This is a genomic window from Streptomyces sp. SYSU D01066-1, from assembly GCF_054956795.1.
In genome coordinates, this window is the sequence record NZ_JBUDHV010000019.1 from 57,756 (window position 1) to 77,694 (window position 19,939).

Annotated in this window: 19 protein-coding genes, 1 tRNA gene and 1 pseudogene; 9 read left to right on the top strand and 12 right to left on the bottom strand. The window is 70.9% G+C overall.

Annotated features, from left to right (window positions below; all coding sequences use genetic code 11):
* Window positions 1-72: 72 nt before the first annotated feature.
* From ACY1JF_RS18990 to ACY1JF_RS19020, 7 genes are all read right to left on the bottom strand, one after another.
* Complete coding sequence (locus ACY1JF_RS18990) at window positions 73-888, bottom strand: carbohydrate ABC transporter permease (protein ID WP_462706340.1); 816 nt, start codon at window positions 886-888, stop codon at window positions 73-75.
* Window positions 885-1,778 carry a carbohydrate ABC transporter permease gene (locus ACY1JF_RS18995; protein WP_462706341.1) on the bottom strand — a complete coding sequence of 298 codons (894 nt, stop codon included), beginning with the start codon at window positions 1,776-1,778 and terminating at the stop codon, window positions 885-887. The genes ACY1JF_RS18990 and ACY1JF_RS18995 overlap by 4 nt, the downstream gene beginning before the upstream one ends.
* On the bottom strand, window positions 1,753-3,054 hold the full coding sequence (locus ACY1JF_RS19000; protein WP_462706342.1) for an ABC transporter substrate-binding protein: 1,302 nt from the start codon (window positions 3,052-3,054) through the stop codon (window positions 1,753-1,755). Before ACY1JF_RS19000 ends, ACY1JF_RS18995 begins: the two co-directional genes overlap by 26 nt.
* A 49-nt stretch (window positions 3,055-3,103) precedes the next feature.
* Window positions 3,104-4,195: an LLM class flavin-dependent oxidoreductase gene (locus ACY1JF_RS19005; protein WP_462706343.1), complete on the bottom strand. Its 1,092-nt coding sequence runs from the start codon at window positions 4,193-4,195 to the stop codon at window positions 3,104-3,106.
* A gap of 206 nt (window positions 4,196-4,401) precedes the next feature.
* On the bottom strand, window positions 4,402-4,476 hold the full coding sequence (locus ACY1JF_RS19010; protein WP_403533894.1) for a putative leader peptide: 75 nt from the start codon (window positions 4,474-4,476) through the stop codon (window positions 4,402-4,404).
* Window positions 4,477-4,733: 257 nt separating this feature from the next.
* Window positions 4,734-4,925, bottom strand: coding sequence for a hypothetical protein (locus tag ACY1JF_RS19015; RefSeq protein WP_462706344.1), 192 nt, complete (start codon window positions 4,923-4,925; stop codon window positions 4,734-4,736).
* Between the two features lie 11 nt (window positions 4,926-4,936).
* The gene (locus ACY1JF_RS19020) at window positions 4,937-5,788 is read right to left on the bottom strand and encodes a helix-turn-helix domain-containing protein (protein WP_462706345.1); all 852 of its coding nucleotides are present in this window, start codon (window positions 5,786-5,788) and stop codon (window positions 4,937-4,939) included.
* A 253-nt stretch (window positions 5,789-6,041) separates the two neighbouring features.
* On the opposite strand from ACY1JF_RS19020, the gene ACY1JF_RS19025 reads away from it, so the two are divergent.
* Window positions 6,042-6,446, top strand: a complete 405-nt coding sequence (locus tag ACY1JF_RS19025) for an ATP-binding protein (protein WP_462706346.1) — start codon at window positions 6,042-6,044, stop codon at window positions 6,444-6,446.
* 35 nt (window positions 6,447-6,481) lie between these two features.
* On the opposite strand, the pseudogene ACY1JF_RS19030 reads toward ACY1JF_RS19025, so the two are convergent.
* Window positions 6,482-6,739, bottom strand: a pseudogene (locus tag ACY1JF_RS19030) (CopG family transcriptional regulator).
* Window positions 6,740-6,888: 149 nt separating this feature from the next.
* Here ACY1JF_RS19030 and ACY1JF_RS19035 point away from each other — a divergent pair.
* Window positions 6,889-7,170, top strand: a complete 282-nt coding sequence (locus tag ACY1JF_RS19035) for a hypothetical protein (RefSeq protein WP_462706347.1) — start codon at window positions 6,889-6,891, stop codon at window positions 7,168-7,170.
* A 476-nt stretch (window positions 7,171-7,646) separates the two neighbouring features.
* Here ACY1JF_RS19035 and ACY1JF_RS19040 read toward each other — a convergent pair whose 3' ends face one another.
* The 4 genes from ACY1JF_RS19040 to ACY1JF_RS19055 all read right to left on the bottom strand — a co-directional run bounded on the left by ACY1JF_RS19040 (window position 7,647) and on the right by ACY1JF_RS19055 (window position 10,122).
* On the bottom strand, window positions 7,647-8,510 hold the full coding sequence (locus tag ACY1JF_RS19040; protein ID WP_462706348.1) for a hypothetical protein: 864 nt from the start codon (window positions 8,508-8,510) through the stop codon (window positions 7,647-7,649).
* Window positions 8,511-9,050: 540 nt separating this feature from the next.
* Window positions 9,051-9,230 carry a hypothetical protein gene (locus ACY1JF_RS19045; RefSeq protein ID WP_462706349.1) on the bottom strand — a complete coding sequence of 60 codons (180 nt, stop codon included), beginning with the start codon at window positions 9,228-9,230 and terminating at the stop codon, window positions 9,051-9,053.
* Window positions 9,231-9,531: 301 nt separating this feature from the next.
* A complete protein-coding gene (locus ACY1JF_RS19050) occupies window positions 9,532-9,798 on the bottom strand; it encodes a hypothetical protein (protein WP_462706350.1) in 267 nt (88 codons plus the stop codon).
* Window positions 9,799-10,050: 252 nt separating this feature from the next.
* Window positions 10,051-10,122 (bottom strand) — tRNA-Arg (locus tag ACY1JF_RS19055).
* Window positions 10,123-10,299: 177 nt separating this feature from the next.
* Here ACY1JF_RS19055 and ACY1JF_RS19060 point away from each other — a divergent pair.
* From ACY1JF_RS19060 to rho, 7 genes are all read left to right on the top strand, one after another.
* Window positions 10,300-10,761, top strand: coding sequence for a response regulator (locus tag ACY1JF_RS19060; RefSeq protein WP_462706351.1), 462 nt, complete (start codon window positions 10,300-10,302; stop codon window positions 10,759-10,761).
* Window positions 10,762-10,959: 198 nt separating this feature from the next.
* Entirely contained in the window at window positions 10,960-12,036 is a 1,077-nt protein-coding gene (gene nrtL, locus ACY1JF_RS19065) for an ArgS-related anticodon-binding protein NrtL (RefSeq protein ID WP_462706352.1), read from the top strand.
* Between the two features lie 40 nt (window positions 12,037-12,076).
* The gene (lysA, locus tag ACY1JF_RS19070) at window positions 12,077-13,468 is read left to right on the top strand and encodes a diaminopimelate decarboxylase (protein ID WP_462706353.1); all 1,392 of its coding nucleotides are present in this window, start codon (window positions 12,077-12,079) and stop codon (window positions 13,466-13,468) included.
* 182 nt (window positions 13,469-13,650) lie between these two features.
* Window positions 13,651-14,976 carry a homoserine dehydrogenase gene (locus tag ACY1JF_RS19075; protein WP_462706400.1) on the top strand — a complete coding sequence of 442 codons (1,326 nt, stop codon included), beginning with the start codon at window positions 13,651-13,653 and terminating at the stop codon, window positions 14,974-14,976.
* A gap of 6 nt (window positions 14,977-14,982) precedes the next feature.
* Window positions 14,983-16,041 carry a threonine synthase gene (thrC, locus tag ACY1JF_RS19080; RefSeq protein WP_462706354.1) on the top strand — a complete coding sequence of 353 codons (1,059 nt, stop codon included), beginning with the start codon at window positions 14,983-14,985 and terminating at the stop codon, window positions 16,039-16,041.
* Window positions 16,042-16,450: 409 nt separating this feature from the next.
* The gene (gene thrB / locus ACY1JF_RS19085) at window positions 16,451-17,380 is read left to right on the top strand and encodes a homoserine kinase (protein WP_462706355.1); all 930 of its coding nucleotides are present in this window, start codon (window positions 16,451-16,453) and stop codon (window positions 17,378-17,380) included.
* Between the two features lie 408 nt (window positions 17,381-17,788).
* Window positions 17,789-19,822: a transcription termination factor Rho gene (gene rho, locus ACY1JF_RS19090; protein WP_462706356.1), complete on the top strand. Its 2,034-nt coding sequence runs from the start codon at window positions 17,789-17,791 to the stop codon at window positions 19,820-19,822.
* Window positions 19,823-19,939 lie beyond the last annotated feature (117 nt).

A 19,939-nucleotide genomic window follows, 5' to 3' on the forward strand; every position in this document is an offset into this window, starting at 1 on the left:
ACCGCCCCCGCCGTCACGCACCGCCCCCGTCACGCACGCACCACCCCCCGTCACCCACGTACCGCCCCCCCGTCACCCACGCACCGCCCCCGCTGTCATCCCCGTCACGAAGTGCCGTTGCAGCAGTACGTACACGACGACCACGGGCGCCGAGGCGATGACGACGCCCGCGAACAGCAGCGGGTACCGGGTGAGGAACTCGCCCTGGAAGTCCAGCAGGGCCGGCGGCAGCGTGCGGTGCTCCCGGGAACGGAGGAACAGCAGGGGGTAGAGGAGGTCGTTCCAGTCCATCACGAACAGGAAGATTCCGGTGGTGGCGAGGGCCGGCCGGGACAGGGGCAGGGCCAGGGAACGGAAGGCGCGCAGCGGCGACGCGCCGTCCAGTTCGGCCGCCTCGTACAGCTCCCCGGGGATGGTGCGCAGGAAGCCGCCGAGGACGAACACGGCGGTCGGCAGCGTCATCACCGTGTCCACGAGGACCAGGCCCAGGAGGCTGTCGGTCAGGCCGAGGCGGTCGAAGAGGACGTACTGCGGGACGATGGCCGCCTGCGAGGGCACCGCGAGCCCCGCCACCAGCACCCCGAAGACGATCCAGCTCACCCGGCCGGGCACCCGGGCGCAGAAGAACGCGGCCAGGCTCGCCACCACCAGGGTCAGCGTCACCGCGCACGCCGTGACGACGACGCTGTTGGCGAAGGCCCCGCCCAGGCCGCCCTCCCGCACCGCGGCGCGGTAGTTGTCCAGCGTCGGTGACGTCGGCGGGGCGAGCGGAGCGTCGAACAGCTGCGGCAGCGTCTTGAACGTACCGAACACCACCACCAGCAGGGGCAGTACGACGACGGCGGCGCCCACGAGCAGGGCCACCGGGCGCAGCACGGTCCTGGTCATCGCGTGGCCCTCCCTATCGCCCGCCGCTGCACCCAGGTGAGCAGCGCGATCAGCGCCATGAACACCAGGGACTGGGCGGCGGCGTAGCCGAACTGGTTGTTGGAGAAGGTCGTGTAGACCCGCGTGGACAGGATGTCGAGGCCGGGGCCGGGCGGGTTGCCGCCCAGGCCGAGGACCAGGTCGAACGCCTTGAAGGACTGGACGGTGGTGTAGGCGACGACGATGCCGGTGGCCGGGGCGACCAGCGGCCAGGTGATGTGGCGGAAACGGGCGAGGCGCCCGGCGCCGTCCACTTCGGCCGCCTCGTACAGCTCCCTCGGGATCGCCTGGAGGCCGGCGATGAAGACGACCATCATCTGTCCGGCGTGGAACCACACCTGGGTCAGGGCCAGCCAGTACACGGCCGCGTCCGGGTCGCCGAGGTACACCGACTGCGCACGGTCCAGGCCGACCGCGCGCAGGGCGGAGTTGAGCAGGCCGCCGTCCGGGTCGTAGACGAACCGCCACACGAAGGCGACCGACACCGACGACAGGACCGTGGGCAGGAAGAACACGGCCCGCAGCAGGGTCGACGCCCGGGTGGTGCGCACCAGCCACAGGGCCAGCAGCAGGGCCAGGGCGGTCTGGGCGAGGACGACGGTGACGGTCAGCTTCAGGTTGTTGGCGGCGGCGTTGCGGAAGGTGTCGTCGCCGGTGGCCAGTTCGGTGAAGTTGCGCAGGCCGACGGTGCGGTAGGCGGCGCTGTAGCCGTCCCAGTCGGTGAGCGCGTACTGCACGGCCTGCACGACCGGGTAGGCGAAGAAGAACAGGTAGAGGGCGAGGGCGGGCACCGGGAACAGCCACAGTGCCCGCGCCGTGCGCCGCCTACGACCGTTTCTGGTCGATGACACGCTGGGCCTCCTCGGCCGCCCGCTCCGGCTCCGTCCCGCCGGCCACGGCCACGGTCGCGTTCTCGACGGCACTGCGGATGTCGAGGTCCAGGAACTGGAAACGGGGCGCGAGCAGCGTCTTCCTGGTCAGCCAGGGAGCCACCGCCCTGAGGTCGTCGTTGGTGTACTCCACGCCCTCGACGGTGACGTGCTGCCCGGTGCCGTCGGCGTACGCACCGGCGTGCTCCGGGTCGCTGAGGAACTCCAGGAAGGCGTACGCGGCGGGCTGCACGGACGAGGCGCTGTTGACGCCCAGGACGAACGTGGTGTTGAACACCCCCTCGTACTTGGCCTCGCCGGCCGTGGTGGTGATGGGCGCCAGCAGGTCGAACGGGAACTCGGCGCCGAGCGCGCGCACCCCCGCCATCTGGAAGGAACCCGTGGCCAGCAGACCCGCCTTGCCCTCGGCGAAGAGCTGGGTGACGGCGTCGGTGCTGGAGCCGGTGGCGCGGTCCTGGAAGTAGGGCCGCAGGGCGGCGTACTGCTCCAGGGTGGTCAGGAACCAGTCGTCGGTGACCTTGTACGCACCGGACTCGATCTTGGTGAACATGTCGTCGGACGGCGCGTTGTTCATCACCATCGAGTTGAGCAACTGCCCCGAGTTGGCGCTGTCGCCGCCCGGCCAGGCCAGTGGCGTGTACCCCTTGGCCTTCAGGTCGTCGAGCAACTGGAGGAATCCGTCCCAGTCCTTCGGGGCGCTGGTGTGGCCGGCCTTGTCCAGGGCGTCGGTGTTGGCCAGCGGCATGTTGAAGACGAGCTGGTACGGCAGCCCGTACTGGACGCCGCCGGTGGCGCCGGGGCCTATCAGCTCCCGCTGGTAGCGGTCGACGACCCCGGTGCCGGTCAGCGGCGCGTACACGCCCGCCTTCACGATCTGCTCGAACTGTGCACCCCGGAAAGCGGTGAACACGTCACCCGTCTCGGAGCCCTTGATGCGGCGCAGGGCGGTGGACTGGTAGTCGGCGGACGGCGAGATGTCCTGCTCGACGCCCGCGTCGGGGTGGGCCTTCACGAACGCCTTGATCAGTTCGGCGAGGACGGCCTTGTCCTCGGCCCGCCAGTGGGCGAAGGAGACGGTGCCCTCGACGGCCCCGGAGGTGGCGACGCCGGAGGGCGAGGCGCTGCTCGCGCCACCGCCGGAGCCGCCACCGGGCCCGGCGCAGGCCGCCAGTCCCAGGCCGAGCCCCGCCGCGCCGAACAGGCGCAGGGCGGACCGTCTGTCGAGGATGCCGGTCATGACAGCTCCTTGGGGAGTCGGTGTGAGAGTGGAAGGGGGCGCGACGACGTCATACGGCGGCCGTCGCACGGGTCAGCAGCGGGCGGACGCACTCGCCGAACCGGATCGCCTCCTCCAGGTGCGGCTGCCCGGAGAGGATGAAGTGCTCGATGCCGAGGGCGGCGTACTCCTCGATGCGTTCCGCGACCTGCTCGTGGCTGCCGACGAGCGCGGTGCCGGCGCCGGGCCGGACCAGGCCGAAACCGGCCCACAGGTTGGGGTGGATCTCCAGCCGGTCGGTGCGCCCGCCGCTCAGCGCGGCCATCGCCCGCTGCCCGGCCGACTCCGAGCGGCTGAACCGCTCGTGGGCGGCGCGGATCGCGGCCGGGTCGAGGGCGGCGAGGATGCGGTCGGCCTCCGCCCACGCCTCGGCCGCGGTGTCCCGGCTGATGACGTGCAGCCGGATGCCGTACGACAGTTCCCGGCCCTCGGCGGCGGCCAGTTCCCGCACCCGGGCGAGCTTCGCCGCGACGGCGGCCGGCGGCTCGCCCCAGGTGAGGTAGGTGTCGGCGTACCGCGCCGCGACCGGCAGCGCGGCCGCCGACGAGCCGCCGAAGAACACCGGCGGCCGGGGCACCGGCGGCCTGCGCAGATGCCCGCCCGCGATCCGGTAGTGGACGCCCTCGAAGTCGTACGGCTGCCCCTCCCAGGCGGTGCGCAGCAGGTGCAGGAACTCCGCGGTGCGGGCGTAGCGCTCGTCGTGGGCGAGGAAGTCGCCGTAGGCGCGCTGCTCGTCGGCGTCGGAACCGGTCACGGTGTTGAGCAACAGCCGCCCGCCGGACAGCCGTTGGTAGGTGGCGGCCATCTGCGCGGCGAGCGGCGGGGCGATGACGCCGGGACGGAAGGCGACGAGGAACTTCAGCCGGGTGGTCTGCGGGATGAGCGCGGCCGTGGTCAGCCAGGCGTCCTCGCAGTCGCTGCCGGTCGGCGTGAGCACCGCTTCGAACCCGGCGGACTCGGCGGCGCGGGCGACCTGGGAGAGGTAGCCGAGGGTCGGCGGCCGGGGCGTGGCCCGCGACCGGAGGCTGTCGCGGGCGGTCACACCGACCACGTTCCGGTCGTCGCCGGTGGTGGGCAGGAACCAGTGCAGGCGCACGGTCATGGCGTCTCCAGCGGGGTGCGGAAGGCGGGGAGGGAAGGGAAGGGGACGAGAGGGACGTACCGGAAGCGGCCCGCCCTGCTGCAACGTTGAATCACGCCTCCGGCGCCGGCGGCGCAGCCGCCGAAGACGACGGCGCACGACCGGACGGCCGAAGGGAAGAGAGGAGAGGGAAGGGAAGGGCGCCGCGAGGGCGCGCGGGCCAGGGGTCAGCTACACAGCGCGCCGGCGACCCTCAACAGGTCGACGTGCGCGCGCTTGACCAGCTCGACACCGGTTTCCATGGCCCGGGACTATACACACCGGGTGTGACGGCCAAGGGGCCGTCTCGCACGATGGACGGCCGGCTTCCACCGAACCGGCCCCCGGGGCGCGACGCACGACCGGAAGGGCAGGGCCCTGTTGCAGGCCAGCCCGCCGATCCACCGATCCGCCGTACCTGCGCCACGTGCCACGCGCCACGCGTCGCGCCCCGCCGCTCCGACGCCCCGTCGGCGGACCACTGCGCGCGGTACCGACCGGGCGCGGCGCGCGGCGGCTCCTACAGCAGGTGGTCGGCCTTGCCGGCCTTGATGTCGGTGATGAGGGCGCGCAGGGCTTCGAGGGAGTCGGTGAGGTAGTGGTCCTCCTGCCCGTCGACGGCTATGTAGGCGTTGCCTTCGGTGTCGGTGCCGAGGCGGAAGCAGGAGCTGCCCTCGCCGCAGAACGGGGCTTCCCAGGTGATGCCGGCCATCTTGCTTCTCCTCACAGCTGGTGGGTGATGTCCCGGATGAAGTCGCGGGAGCGCTCCGGGGACAGTGCCAGATCCTCCAACAGGTCGAGTTGCGCGCGGTATTTCGCGAGTTGACCGTCGGCGTGCAGGAAGACAGGTCCATGGGAGTTGTCGATCTGCACGGTGTCGAGCTGTCGCACGGGCCCCTCGGCGTAGACGACCGTCTGCCCCGCCCCGGGGAAGGCACCGTGGGTGAAGGGAAGAACGAGCACGGTGACGTTGTCCCGCTCGGAGACCTCCAGCAGGTACTCCAACTGTGCCAGGGCGACGTCCCGTCCGCCGAACTGCATCCGGAGCGCCGCTTCGTGGATCACGGCCACGTACGGAACCGGGTGGTCGCCGGTGAGCACGCCCTGGCGCTCCGAACGGTGGGCCAGGCGGAGAGCGACCTCATGCTCGGGAAGCCTGGGGACCACGGCACGGAAGATGGCCATGGCATGCTCCGAGGTCTGGAGCAGCCCCGGCACGTGCACGGTGTTCGCGCCCCGTAGACGTACCGCGTTGGCCTCGGTCTCGGAGATGTCCAGCAGCCCCTGGGGCAGGCTGCCCCGGTAGCGCTCCCACCATCCCGCTCGGCTCGGCTCCGCCATCTCGACCAAGGCGTCGATGTACTTCTCGTCGGTGCAGTCACAGTTGCAGGCCAGCGTGCGCAGCCGTTCGGCGCTGATCCCGCGCGCCCCGGACTCCATGTTGGAGATCCTGCTTCGGTCGACGCCGAGAAGCCCTGCGGCGTACTCCGCGGACATCCCGGCTGAGGTGCGCATCCTGCGCAGTTCGCTCCCCAGGCGCATCTGGCGCTGGGTGAGGATCGTCCTCGGGGGCATGGCGTTCCTTCCGTGCCGCGCGACGCTCGCATCGGTCCTATAAGCACAGTTTCATCGTGACGAGGCCATTATTACGGACCAGATGGCAAATATGGCCCCGATTGCTCTACCGTCAGTATCGCGCACGCTACACACCGCGACACCGGAAGCGCGCCGCGCGAGCTTGCCCGTCTGCCCTGGACGGGTGCGCCCGCAGCCAGGGCGGCAGGCCACCGGCGATCCCCAACCCCTTCACAGAGCCGTGGAGTTCGTCATGCTCGACATCCCTCACGTACCTGACCTCTGGCGCTTCCCCGCCCGTCCCGCCTCCGTGCGACGGGCCAGGTGTGCCGTCGCCGCATCACTGCCGCGCGAACTCCGTACTCATCTCGGTGACGACCTCTGTCTGCTGACCTCCGAGCTGGTCACCAACGCCCTCCGCCACGGTGCTTGCCGAGAGGACGAGGACTTGATCGAGGTCGTCCTGTGGCCCGCCGACGGGCACTACTGGCTCGCTGTCTCCGACCCCGGCACCGGCAGACCCGTACCGGCCGACCCTGACGCGGAAGCCGAGAACGGCCGGGGCCTCCTCCTCGTCGACCGCCTCGCCGCCGCCTGGACCGTCCGGTCCCGTCCCGCCCGCGGGACATCCGTGATCGCGGGCCTGCCCTTTCAGTAGGGCGCGTGACGGGGGAGAGCGGCCGGCCGGGCGTGTCACGCCGCGCTCGCCCCCTCACCGGTCTGCCACGCACGTGCCTGGTGGAGTTGATCGCGCAAGGCCCGCACCTCATCCTCGGTGATGGGGCCGGGCTGCGCCTCGGTGATCCGGACGAGTTCGTCGAGGTTGTCGCGCTCGCCCTGTCAGGCGACGGCGACGGAGTCGGAGAGGCCGGAGGGGCCACTACGGGCGTCGGTGGCTTCGGCGATGTTCCGGAGCGACGGGAGCGAGTACTTCCGGGTAGGCTCGCTCACGCCTTTCATGCCACTGGGGATGCTACCGACAGGAGCGAGCCGACCGCCGTTCACTATGCCGGGTCGGTGGTGGTCGGCGCTGGGCTGCCTTGGTGTTCATGAGTTGACGGGAACCGGTGCGGCGCACCTTGTGATCTCCGGAGGATGCCATGGACTTGCTCGCACTCCTCGACGAAGCGGTGGCCGCTCTCAGGGCTCCGCTGAACGAGGACGACCGGGCGCAAGGCTGGACCGACGACCTCAGAAGAGAGGTGCAGGAGGAGATATCGGTCAATCGCTCGGTGCTGCGTCGCCACGGGACGGACATGGCGCGGCACCTGCGTCCTCGCCTCGACGAGTGGATGGACCAAGAGGACGTGCGGCCCGGACGCCTCCGGAACCTGGTGAGCGACGTGCAACGATCGCTCGCGGAGGCCCGGGCGACGGCGTGAGACACCCGCCGACCGGAGCGCTCATCGCCGGCCCGTTCGAGCCGTGCGAGCGCCTCTCGACGCACACGGCTCAAACGGGCCGCCAAGGCCGGCGCTGCCCTCTCCTTCGATCTCCAGCGCGGTATTACCGCAGGGATCTTGCGAGTTCGCGAGTCGGGGAAAATGCACCGGTGGTGCACGGTGTACCCGGTCATGTCGGGTGGGTCTGGATGCGGGCCGCCTGTGCTCGCAGCCGCTTCGCTCGGCCCGGGCCGCCCCCCCGGCGCTCGCGACTCCGCCTCGACCGTCGCCGTTTCGGTCTCAGCCGTCACCCGTTCCGCACCGCCACGAACGCGGCCGGAGTGAACGCCCGGACGGAAAAGAGCACAGCCGCTCACACCGCACGGTCCGCGCCCGCGCCGAGCGCGATGCCGGACGGGTTGGAAAGCACTGAAGACCGCTGGCCACCGGTACGCCACAGATCACCGGGACAACGTTTAGCGTGATCGCCGTCCGTTGGGGGCGCCGCCGCCCCGCGCATTCTGCTGGGAAGCGCTCCGGGCGGAACTTTCGCGGGCTGCGATTCGTGATGAACGACGCGGTGACTGTGCGTCGGGCTGTCCCTGCCCGATCGCAGCAGCCTGGGCCACACTTGTGTTCATGGACTCCACGGGTGCTGGAAACTGCTCGCCCGGGGTATACGCGGGCGGCTGTCCCGGCGAGGTGTACGCCGGTGGCACGTTGGGAGTCCGCCAAGGTGTATTGGAGTGCGGATCCTGCTGACGGTCCCGTATGTACGGCGGGGCTGCGGCTGCGTGCTCGGCCACGGTGTTTCGCCCCGGTGGCGATTGCAACCATACGTTATTACGTTCAATATGAAGAGCGATCGCGGCGTCGATTCTGGTCTCATAGTAGCCCGCCGAGTAAGCAGCTTCTACATCCCTCCGGAAATCATGGTCGTTGGCACGGCCGGACTTTTCAAGCTCCGTCTCATAGTAAGCGTCCAACGCGCTCATCCCGCGCTCCATATGCTGAGTCAATCTTTCCCTTGTCTGCAGCACCCTGTCCCGCATCTCCGGGAACTGCGTGACCAGGTTTTTGAGGCGAGGATCCTGCAAATTTTCGGCTTCATGGCGCTGCTCGCCCTCGCGCATTGCAGCGTCGATACCCATCAGAGGGATCAAGCCCACAATCTCATCATGCCTTGCGTGGGCAGCCGCTCTCGCCTTGTTCACTTTTTCCGCGGCGTCTGCATCTCCAGGCTCTAGCACACCCGCTTCGACCAAATCCTGGACGTCTCTGTCGAGCGTGTCAAGATATTTTTGAATTTCGGGATGAAGGGGACCTGTAGTTGGAGGCACGGGAACTCCTGGACTCAGTGATGGCTGCTCCGTCGCATCCAACGACGTCCCGTGTCCGTGGACGGTTCATCTCCGCACCCAGGGACATTGCGAGGTCGCGGGTCGGGCAGGTCCGCCCGGTGGCGGCCTGCTATGCCGGCGCGGGTGAGCCCCCCGTACGCAGACACAGGCACGGTCTCGCTCAGGCACCGGCCGGCGCCGGCTTCCCCGGCCGACTCGGGAACACACCTTCCTGAGCGAGGCACCTGCTCACGCAACTCCAACGGATATTTCCTCGGGGCGGGCATCAGCAGGGCTCCTCTCTGTGAGCCCTGTCCGACCTGCTGCCACCGTCCCCCGCATCTCGGGGGAATCTCAGGGCCCTGCTGGCTCGCGACACGAAGTGCCTCGACGGACGGCAGGACATCGCCAACCGCCGCATTGAGGACCTGCTGCGCGAGTACGAGTGACGTCACCGACCTCGGGACTGGAGTCCCTGGAGCCTTCTCCAGGGGCTCCCGTGTCACCTGGGGCCGTCCGTGGGGAGCGGATGCGGTCTCATCAGCCCCATCGGGTGGTGATGGCTTCCTCGACGCTGAAGACCGTGTCGCACTCGGCGCACTGCGCGTCGCCGAAGACATAGGTCACCTTGTGTGCGATGCCGGGGTGGCCATCCGCGAGCGCGCGCGAGTGGAGGGTGCGGGCCAGCCCGTCCAGGGCTTCGGAGGACCGGGGCTGCAACGGTATCTTTCCTGCCGCGGATCGCTCCATGTACATGCTGTCCGTGGTGGAGAAGAAACCGTCCTCTCCGAGGACTATGAAGTTCTCCGAGGCGCATGCGGGACAGGAGACCTCGTACTCCCCGACGTGCAACCCCTTCGAGCTGCTCGCCCCAGACCCCGACACCCTGAAGACTCAAGAGCGTGGCCAGCAGATCGATGTAAGTTCCAGGGGCGCCAGCGAGTGTGGGGTCCTGAAGAGTTTCCTCGGTCAGTCGGATCAGCTCGGATATCTCCGAGGCGTAGGTCACCCGGGGATCTTCTCAGTCGTGAGGCCGGTCCGCGCTGATCACGATCGAGCCGGCCAGATACAGCGGGGCCTGACGGTCCGGGGTCGACCATTGCCGCGCCATCTGAGTCAGAGCGGGCAAGGCGGCGTAGCTCGCCGAGTAGACGGTGCCCTGATGGCACAGCCGGGACCACAGTTCGTCCCAGTCGGGGCTGTGTGGGTCCGTACGCGCTCCATCGAGCAGCCCGGGGATGTCTTCTGCCGTGCCATAGGCGTGGTGGAGCCGAAACCAGTCAGTCATGCCGCTGATCCAAGCAGTCGACTGCCGTGTGACGGCGCGGTGGCCGGGGGCACGGGATCGGCAGGCGCACCGCTGCAACGAGCATCGGCTGACCGCCCGCCGAAAGCGCCAGTCACCTGCGGCGATGCTTCAAAATCCCGTCCACGGACCCCGGCATAAGGTCGCTCAGATCGACATCTGCCCACACATACGCGAAGACCCCGTTCTCAGCGTTTCCGCTGGTGACGGGGTCTTTGGGCACCTCATGCTGGGTGCCCCCGGCAGGATTCGAACCTGCGCACACGGCTCCGGAGGCCGTTGCTCTATCCCCTGAGCTACGGGGGCGTGTCGGTCGCGGTGCTGTTGCTCGCGGCGACGGATAGAACACTACCAGCTCGTCCGGGGTGGTCATGAACGGGTTTCCCGGGGTGGGGGAGGAGCCGGACGGCGGAGGGTTCCCCGCACGGGGTGGAAGTGGGGAAAACCCGGACGCGATGGCCGGTCCCGACCTACTCTCGAGGTGTGCCAGGCGCGTCGGGCCGGGTCCTTGTCGTCGACGACAACAAGGTCATCCGGCAGTTGATCAGGGTCAACCTCGAGCTGGAGGGCTTCGAGGTCGTGACCGCGGCCGATGGTGCCGAGTGTCTGGAAGTCGTTCATCAGGTGCGGCCCGACGTCATCACCCTCGACGTCGTCATGCCGCGTCTCGACGGGCTCCGGACCGCCGGGCGGCTGCGTGCCGATCCGCGGACCCGGGATCTTCCCCTCGCCATCATCAGCGCGTGCAGCCAGTACGAGGTCGACGCCGGGCTCGGCGCCGGCGTCGACGCCTTCCTGTCCAAGCCGTTCGAACCCGCCGCGCTCGTCGGGCTCGTGCGCAGGCTGGCCGAGCGGGGGGCGGGGGGCGGTGACGGCCGACAGAGCGCGGTCGGTTGCCGCGAGGCGGAGGGCGGTTCCGCGCCGCCCGCCAAGCGCGCCGGGTAGCGGCAGCGACCACAGACCCACCCAGCGCGCCGGGCAGCGGCAGCGACCACAGCGCCGGGTCACCAGCGCGCCGGGGCACCGCATCACCAACGCCAACATCAACACCAACACCAAGGGGCAGAGCACCCCCGTCCACATCCCGGAACGCCCCCCAAACCAGTTCGCCTACCCTCCCCCCTCCTCCCCTACGCTGGTCCTGTGACCCCCGTCGAGCTCTCCCGCACCCTGCTGCACGCGGTGCGTCGCGCTGTCGGTGACGGGAAGCTCACCGTGACCGTCCCTGAGCGGGTCGTGGTCGGGCCGCCGGGGCCGGGGGGATGCGGGGACTACGCCAGCAACCTCGCGCTGCAGCTGGCCCGGCCGGCCGGGCAGCCCCCTCGCGCGGTCGCCGAGACGCTGCGGTCCTACCTCACCGGCGTCGACGGGATCACCGATGTCGTCGTCACCGGGCCCGGGTTCCTCAACCTCTCCCTCGGTGACGCCGCCCCCGGCGCCCTCGTCGCCGAGATACTGCGCCGCGGCCCCCGCTACGGGTACGCCGACGGACCGGGCGCCGGCGTGGTGGCGCTGCACTGCCCCCGCGAGCTCCGCGCCCTCGTCGTCATGGACGGCGTCGCCCGGCTGCTGCGCGCCCAGGGTGTGTCCGTGCGTACCAGCTGTGAAGCCCTTCCGCCGCCGGAGTGGGCGGCGCTGCTGGGCGACGCTCGCGTCGACGTCATGTCCCACCCCGTCGACGTCCCGTCCGACCCCCGCGACGTCGCCCTCCGCCCCCTCCCCGTCCCCGTGACCGACCCCCACGCCGCGCTCGCCCTCGGTCGCGACGCCGGACGCTGGGCCCTGCTCCACCCCGCCCCCCACGACCGGCCCCGCCCCAGCGCAGGGGAACACCTCGCCCAGCGCGAGACCAATCCCCTCTTCCGCGTCCGCTACGCCCACGCCCGCACCCGCGCCCTCCTGCGCAACGCCGCCGACCTCGGCTTCGCCCCCGAGCCCGGCGCGGCGGCGACACCCGGTGCCGCGTCCCTGACGAAGACCCTCGCCGACCACCCCCGCGTCCTGGCCGCCGCCGCCCGCGACCACGCCCCCGACCGGCTCGCCCGGCACCTCGTCGCCGTCGCCGACGCCGTACCGCCGCTGCTCCCCGCCGTACTGCCCGTCGGGGACGAGAAACCCTCGGCCGCCCACCGTGCCCGGCTCGCGCTCGCCGAAGCCGCCGGGGCGGTGCTGGCCGGCGGCCTGTCCCTGCTCGGCATCGACGCGCCCGACCATCTCTGACCCCCAGAGACCCGAGAGACCCGAGAGAGTCACCAGAGCCATGAGCCGTTCCGCACACCCCGCCGGACCCCGCCACGCGGACGTCCTCCCCGAGGGCCACTACACCGCACCCCCCGCCGACCTCAACGACCTCGACGCCAAGGTCTGGGCCCGCACGGTCGCCCGGAACGCCGACGGTGTCGTCACCGTCGGCGGCGTCGACGTCAAGACGCTCGCCGAGGAGCACGGCACCCCCGCCTACATCCTCGACGAGGCCGACTTCCGGGACCGGGCACGCGCCTGGCGCGGGGCCTTCGGGGACGACGCCGACGTGTTCTACGCCGGCAAGGCGTTCCTGTCCCGGGCCGTCGTGCGCTGGCTGGCGGAGGAGGGGCTCAACCTCGACGTCTGCTCCGGCGGCGAACTCGCCACCGCGCTCTCCGCCGGCATGCCCGCCGAGCGCATCGCCTTCCACGGCAACAACAAGTCCAAGGCCGAGATCGAGCGGGCGGTCCGCGCCGGCGTCGGGCGGATCGTGCTCGACTCCTTCCAGGAGATCGTCCGCGTCGCCCACATCGCGCAGTCCCTGAACAAGCGCCAGAAGGTGCAGATCCGGATCACCGTCGGTGTCGAGGCCCACACCCACGAGTTCATCGCCACCGCGCACGAGGACCAGAAGTTCGGCATCCCGCTGGCCGGCGGGCAGGCCGCCGAGGCCGTGCGGCGGGTGCTCCAGCTGGACGGACTGGAGCTGGTCGGCATCCACTCGCACATCGGGTCGCAGATCTTCGACATGTCCGGGTTCGAGGTCGCCGCGCACCGGGTCGTCGGGCTGCTCAAGGAGATCCGGGACGAGCACGGGGTCGAGCTGCCCGAGATCGACCTCGGCGGCGGGCTCGGGATCGCGTACACCAGCGACGACGACCCCCGCGAGCCGCACGAGATCGCCAAGGCGCTCACCGAGATCGTCACGCGGGAGTGCGAGAGGGCCGACCTCCGCGCTCCCCGCATCTCCGTCGAGCCCGGCCGGGCCATCGTCGGGCCCACCGCCTTCACGCTCTACGAGGTCGGCACCGTCAAGCCGCTCGACGGACTGCGCACCTACGTCTCCGTCGACGGCGGCATGTCGGACAACATCCGCACCGCGCTCTACGAGGCCGAGTACAGCGTCGCCCTGGTCTCCCGCGCCTCCGACGCCGAGCCGATGCTCGCCCGCGTCGTCGGCAAGCACTGCGAGAGCGGGGACATCGTGGTCAAGGACGCCTTCCTGCCGGGTGACCTGGCACCCGGTGACCTGATCGCCGTACCCGCGACCGGGGCGTACTGCCGGTCCATGGCCAGCAACTACAACCACGTGCTCCGGCCGCCCGTCGTCGCCGTCCGGGACGGCGAGTCGCGGGTCATCGTGCGGCGGGAGACCGAGGAGGACCTGCTGCGCCTCGACGTCGGGTGAGAAGCGTCGGATGAGACGCCGGACGAGCAGCGCGGCAGAACGGGAGGGGGCCGGAGATCTTCACGTCCACCGGCCCCCGCAAATGAAATAAATGTCTCAGGATCCGGACGAAGGGCAGAAAGTCCCGTCCGGTGAGTGAGACTGGTTCCACCGCATACGGTATGAGGAAACGAGGTCGGATGATGCGTACGCGTCCGCTGAAAGTGGCGCTGCTGGGCTGTGGAGTGGTCGGCTCAGAGGTGGCGCGCATCATGACGACGCACGCCGACGACCTCGCCGCCCGGATCGGGGCGCCCCTGGAGCTGGCGGGTGTCGCGGTACGCCGGCCCGACCGGGTGCGGGCCGGGATCGACCCCGCCCTCGTGACCACCGACGCCACCGCCCTCGTCAAGCGCGGGGACATCGACGTGGTGGTGGAGGTCATCGGCGGCATCGAGCCCGCCCGTACGCTCATCACCACCGCCTTCGAGCACGGCGCCTCCGTCGTCTCCGCCAACAAGGCGCTCATCGCCCAGGACGGTGCCGCCCTGCACGCCGCCGCGGACGCGAACGGCAGGGACCTCTACTACGAGGCCGCCGTCGCCGGCGCCATCCCGCTGCTCCGGCCGCTGCGCGAGTCCCTCGCCGGCGACAAGGTCAACCGGGTGCTCGGGATCGTCAACGGGACGACCAACTTCATCCTCGACGCCATGGACACCACCGGCGCCGGGTACCAGGAGGCCCTCGACGAGGCCACCGCGCTCGGGTACGCCGAGGCCGACCCGACCGCCGACGTCGAGGGGTTCGACGCCGCCGCCAAGGCGGCCATCCTCGCCGGGATCGCCTTCCACACCCGGGTACGCCTCGACGACGTGCACCGCGAGGGCATGACCGAGGTCACCGCCGCCGACTTCGCCTCCGCCAAGGAGATGGGGTGCACCATCAAGCTGCTCGCCATCTGTGAGCGGGCCGCGGACGGCGGCTCGGTCACGGCGCGCGTGCATCCGGCGATGATCCCGCTCAGCCATCCGCTGGCCAGTGTGCGCGGGGCCTACAACGCGGTGTTCGTGGAGTCCGACGCTTCCGGGCAGCTCATGTTCTACGGGCCCGGCGCCGGCGGTGCGCCGACCGCCTCCGCCGTCCTCGGCGACCTCGTCGCCGTCTGCCGCAACCGGCTCGGCGGCGGGCGCGGGCCCGGTGAGTCCGCGTACGCCGCGCTGCCCGTCTCGCCCATGGGCGAGGTCGTCACGCGGTACCACATCAGTCTCGACGTCGCCGACAAGCCGGGCGTGCTCGCCCAGGTGGCCACGGTGTTCGCCGAGCACGGGGTGTCGATCGACACCGTCCGGCAGTCGGGCAAGGAAGGGGGTCCCTCCCGCTCGAGCGAAGCCGAGAGCGGGGGAGAGGCATCCCTCGTCGTCGTCACCCACCGCGCGTCCGACGCCGCCCTCGGCGGCACCGTCGAGGCGTTGCGCGAACTCGACACCGTGCGGGGTGTCGCCAGCATCATGCGGGTTGAAGGAGAGTAACCAGCAATGACCCACCAGTGGCGCGGAATCATCGAGGAGTACCGGGACCGGTTGCCCGTCTCCGCCAGCACGCCCGTCGTGACGCTCCGCGAGGGCGGCACGCCGCTCGTGCCCGCGCAGGTGCTCTCCGAGCGCACGGGCTGCGAGGTCCACCTCAAGGTGGAGGGCGCCAACCCCACCGGGTCCTTCAAGGACCGTGGCATGACCATGGCCATCAGCAGGGCCAAGGAGGAGGGGGCGCAGGCGGTCATCTGCGCGTCCACCGGCAACACGTCGGCCTCCGCCGCCGCGTACGGGGTGCGGGCCGGGATGGTCTCCGCCGTCCTCGTGCCGCAGGGCAAGATCGCGCTCGGCAAGATGGGCCAGGCCCTCGTGCACGGCGCGAAGATCCTCCAGGTCGACGGCAACTTCGACGACTGCCTCACCCTCGCCCGCGCGCTCAGCGACAACTACCCCGTCGCGCTGGTCAATTCCGTCAACCCGGTGCGGATCGAGGGGCAGAAGACCGCCGCCTTCGAGATCGTGGACATGCTCGGCGACGCGCCCGACATCCACGTCCTGCCGGTCGGCAACGCGGGCAACATCACCGCGTACTGGAGGGGGTACAAGGAGTACGCCGCCGACGGGATCAGCACGCGGACCCCGCGCATGTGGGGCTTCCAGGCCTCCGGCTCCGCGCCCATCGTGCGCGGCGAGGTCGTCAAGGACCCCTCCACCATCGCCACCGCCATCCGCATCGGCAACCCGGCCTCCTGGGACTTCGCGCTCGCCGCCCGGGACGAGTCCGGCGGCGCCATCGACGAGGTGACGGACCGTGAGATCCTGCGCGCCTACCGGCTGTTGGCCTCCCAGGAGGGCGTCTTCGTGGAGCCCGCCTCCGCCGCGTCGGTCGCCGGTCTGCTGAAGGCCGCCGAGCAGGGCAAGGTCGACCCGGGCCAGAAGATCGTGTGCACCGTCACCGGCAACGGCCTCAAGGACCCCGACTGGGCCGTCGCCGGCGCCCCGCAGCCCGTCACCGTCCCGGTCGACGCCGCGACGGCGGCCGAGCGCCTCGGCCTGGTCTGAGCCCGGCGCCCCCGGACGGACGCCTCCCCGGCGCGGCAGGCGTAAGCGCCGCCCGCCGGGGAAGTGTCCTGACAGGCCCCGCGCGGGGCCTCGGAAGCGGGGGGTTGCACGAGGGGCTTACGACACGCATCGTGCGCCTCCCGTGCGCCCTATGTCGCCACAGAACCTTCCTTCGATAGGCTGTACCGAACCCGCCCGCCGCATATGCCGCGGTGCCGCGTCGTCTCCGCGGCCGGAAAGCGGACGGAAGCGGCCGGGGGTGCGGTCGCCCGTCCGGGAGGAAGCGGCGGCCCCGGGTTCCCGTACGTCATCGGATGCGCATCGAAGGTCATTCGACATCGAGAGCTCGACACGTCACTGACATCGAAACCATTCGACCATCACGCAGCTCAAGGAGAGTCAACGAGCGATGGCCGGTCCCGCCTTCCGCGCCGCCGCCGTCCGGGTGCGCGTCCCCGCCACCAGCGCCAACCTCGGCCCGGGCTTCGACGCCCTCGGCCTGGCCCTGGGGCTCTACGACGACGTGGTCGTCCGGGTGGCCGACTCCGGGCTGCACATCGACATCGCGGGGGAGGGCAGCGAGACGCTGCCGCGCGACGAGAAGCACCTGCTCGTACGCTCCCTGCGCACCGCCTTCGATCTGCTGGGCGGACAGCCGCGCGGCCTGGAGATCGTCTGCGCCAACCGCATCCCGCACGGCCGCGGCCTCGGCTCCTCCTCCGCCGCCATCTGCGCCGGCATCGTCGCGGCGCGCGCGGTCACCATAGGCGGCGAGTCCCGTCTCGACGACGCCGCGCTGCTCGACCTCGCCACCGAGATCGAGGGCCACCCCGACAACGTCGCGGCCTGTCTGCTGGGCGGCTTCACTCTGTCCTGGCTGGAGGGCGGCGCCGCCCGCGCCATCAGGATGGAGCCCGCCGGTTCCGTCGTTCCGGTGGTCTTCGTACCGGGCAGGCCGGTGCTGACGGAGACGGCGCGCGGACTGCTCCCGCGCTCCGTCCCGCACGTCGACGCCGCCGCCAACGCCGGCCGGGCCGCGCTGCTCGTCGAGGCCCTGACCAGGCGCCCCGAGCTGCTGCTGCCGGCCACCGAGGACCGCCTCCACCAGGAGTACCGCGCGCCGGCCATGCCGGAGAGCGCGGCGCTGGTGGAGCGGCTGCGGGGCGACGGCGTCCCCGCGGTGATCTCCGGCGCCGGACCCACGGTCATGGCGCTGGCCGACGCCGGCACCGCCGACAAGGTCGAGGCGCTGGCGGGCGAGGACTGGGCCGCGAACCGGCTGAGCCTGGACCTCAAGGGGGCCTGCGTGCTCCCGCTCGCGCCCTCCCATGACATGTAGTCGCGCACGGTTGCCGGATTTCGAGAGGGGGAATATTTGTTGGATCCGGTAGTGTTAACCTCAAGTCTGCACCCGGCGCCACCATGGCGAGGTGCCTCGTGTCCCCGTCCGGGACAGACATTCTTCCGGGAGCCCCCCCAACCGCCTTGTGTGGTGAGCGCCGTACGCGGGCAGTACGGCGTCCACCGACGCTGAGCGGTCCGGAAACGCTCCGGAACCGGCGCGACCGGGCCACCTGACACAGACACCGGGTGCCACGGCCAGGGGAAGCGCCATCACCAGATATCTCTTCCGCCGATTGGGCGGACCACCGCCCCGGCACGGTTCACACAGCAAGGACCGAAGCCGGACAGCACAACCGGTCGCCGAGCCAGACAGGCCGACGTCCGCTCCAGGGAAGGACCCTTCGTGAGCGACACCACCGATCTGATGGGCGCACGTGTCGAGGAGACCGCTGCCGCGCCCGCCACGGACGCCTCCGCGCCTGCCAGCGGTGCCGGCTCCCGGCGGCGCCGCGGTACCGGCCTCGAGGGCATGGTGCTGGCCGAGCTGCAGCAGGTCGCCTCCGGCCTGGGCATCAGGGGCACCGCGCGGATGCGCAAGAGCCAGCTGATCGAGGTCATCAGGGAAGCGCAGGCCTCGGGCGGGGCTCCCGCCAAGGCCGTGGACGGCGCCGGCGAGAGCAAGCCGAAGCGCCGCGCCACCTCCCGGACCCGTACGGGCGAGGAGGGCTCCGCCGCCGGCAAGCCGGACAAGGCCGACAAGGCCGAGAAGAAGGCGGCCAGGGCCACCGACTCCGCCGAGAAGGCCGCGTCGTCCCAGCAGCAGATCGAGATCCCGGGGCAGCCCGCCGCCGACGAGGCCCCCGCCGGCCGCGGCCGGCGCCGCGCCACCGCCGACGCCGGCAGCCCGGCCGCCGCGGCCGAGACGGTCGCCGCCGAGACCAGGACCGAGCCCAAGGACACCGCGTCCGACCGGTCGCAGCAGAACCAGAACCAGGGCGGTCAGCAGCACCAGGGCGACGGCCGGTCCGACGCCGACGGCGGCGAGGGCCGCCGCCGCGACCGCCGCGAGCGCGGCCGGGACCGCGACCGCGACCGCCGGGGCAAGGGCGACGACCAGCAGAACCAGGGCGGCGGCCAGCAGCGCCAGCAGCAGGGCGGCCGCCAGGACCGCAACAACGGTCCGCAGGACGACGACGATTTCGAGGGCGGCCGGCGCGGCCGGCGCGGACGCTACCGCGACCGCCGGGGCCGTCGCGGACGCGACGACATGGCCTCCGAGCCGCAGATCACCGAGGACGACGTCCTGATCCCGGTCGCGGGCATCCTCGACATCCTCGACAACTACGCGTTCATCCGCACCTCCGGCTACCTGCCGGGCCCCAACGACGTGTACGTCTCCCTCGCCCAGGTCCGCAAGAACGGCCTGCGCAAGGGCGACCACATCACCGGCGCGGTCCGCCAGCCGAAGGAGGGCGAGCGGCGCGAGAAGTTCAACGCGCTGGTCCGCCTCGACTCCGTCAACGGCATGGCGCCCGAACACGGCCGCGGACGGCCGGAGTTCAACAAGCTCACCCCGCTGTACCCGCAGGACCGGCTCCGCCTGGAGACCGACCCGGGCGTGCTGACCACGCGGATCATCGACCTCGTGTCGCCGATCGGCAAGGGCCAGCGCGGTCTGATCGTGGCCCCGCCGAAGACCGGCAAGACCATGATCATGCAGGCGGTCGCCAACGCGATCACGCACAACAACCCCGAGTGCCACCTGATGGTCGTCCTCGTCGACGAGCGTCCCGAAGAGGTCACCGACATGCAGCGGTCGGTCAAGGGCGAGGTCATCTCCTCGACCTTCGACCGTCCGGCCGAGGACCACACCACCGTCGCCGAGCTGGCCATCGAGCGCGCCAAGCGCCTGGTGGAGCTGGGTCACGACGTCGTCGTGCTGCTCGACTCGATCACCCGTCTGGGCCGCGCGTACAACCTCGCCGCCCCGGCCTCCGGCCGCATCCTCTCCGGTGGTGTCGACTCCACCGCCCTGTACCCGCCCAAGCGCTTCTTCGGCGCCGCGCGCAATATCGAGGACGGCGGCTCGCTGACCATCCTCGCCACCGCGCTGGTCGACACCGGGTCCCGCATGGACGAGGTGATCTTCGAGGAGTTCAAGGGCACCGGCAACATGGAGCTCAAGCTCGACCGGAAGCTCGCCGACAAGCGCATCTTCCCCGCGGTGGACGTCGACGCGTCCGGCACCCGCAAGGAGGAGATCCTGCTCGGCGGCGAGGAACTGGGCATCGTCTGGAAGCTGCGCCGGGTGCTGCACGCGCTCGACTCCCAGCAGGCGATCGAGCTGCTCCTCGACAAGATGAAGCAGACCAAGTCGAACGCCGAGTTCCTGCTCCAGATCCAGAAGACGACCCCGGCGCCCGGCAACGGCGACTGACGCCGTCCGACCGTCCAGCCGTGAAGGCCGCTCCCGCAGCACGGGGAGCGGCCTTCACGCATGGAGGAGACCTTTCCCACACGGGGGTGTCCACCCGGGCGGTCGAAAACGCCCGTC

Excerpts from the sequence above, each read along its gene's own strand:
- ACY1JF_RS18990 (WP_462706340.1), bottom strand. The coding sequence starts at position 888 with ATGACCAGGACCGTGCTGCGCCCGGTGGCCCTGCTCGTGGGCGCCGCC.
- ACY1JF_RS19000 (WP_462706342.1), bottom strand. The coding sequence starts at position 3,054 with ATGACCGGCATCCTCGACAGACGGTCCGCCCTGCGCCTGTTCGGCGCG.
- ACY1JF_RS19005 (WP_462706343.1), bottom strand. The coding sequence starts at position 4,195 with ATGACCGTGCGCCTGCACTGGTTCCTGCCCACCACCGGCGACGACCGG.
- ACY1JF_RS19015 (WP_462706344.1), bottom strand. The coding sequence starts at position 4,925 with ATGGCCGGCATCACCTGGGAAGCCCCGTTCTGCGGCGAGGGCAGCTCC.
- ACY1JF_RS19020 (WP_462706345.1), bottom strand. The coding sequence starts at position 5,788 with ATGCCCCCGAGGACGATCCTCACCCAGCGCCAGATGCGCCTGGGGAGC.
- ACY1JF_RS19025 (WP_462706346.1), top strand. The coding sequence starts at position 6,042 with ATGCTCGACATCCCTCACGTACCTGACCTCTGGCGCTTCCCCGCCCGT.
- ACY1JF_RS19035 (WP_462706347.1), top strand. The coding sequence starts at position 6,889 with ATGGACTTGCTCGCACTCCTCGACGAAGCGGTGGCCGCTCTCAGGGCT.
- ACY1JF_RS19050 (WP_462706350.1), bottom strand. The coding sequence starts at position 9,798 with ATGACTGACTGGTTTCGGCTCCACCACGCCTATGGCACGGCAGAAGAC.
- lysA (WP_462706353.1), top strand. The coding sequence starts at position 12,077 with ATGAGCCGTTCCGCACACCCCGCCGGACCCCGCCACGCGGACGTCCTC.
- ACY1JF_RS19075 (WP_462706400.1), top strand. The coding sequence starts at position 13,651 with ATGCGTACGCGTCCGCTGAAAGTGGCGCTGCTGGGCTGTGGAGTGGTC.
- thrC (WP_462706354.1), top strand. The coding sequence starts at position 14,983 with ATGACCCACCAGTGGCGCGGAATCATCGAGGAGTACCGGGACCGGTTG.
- thrB (WP_462706355.1), top strand. The coding sequence starts at position 16,451 with ATGGCCGGTCCCGCCTTCCGCGCCGCCGCCGTCCGGGTGCGCGTCCCC.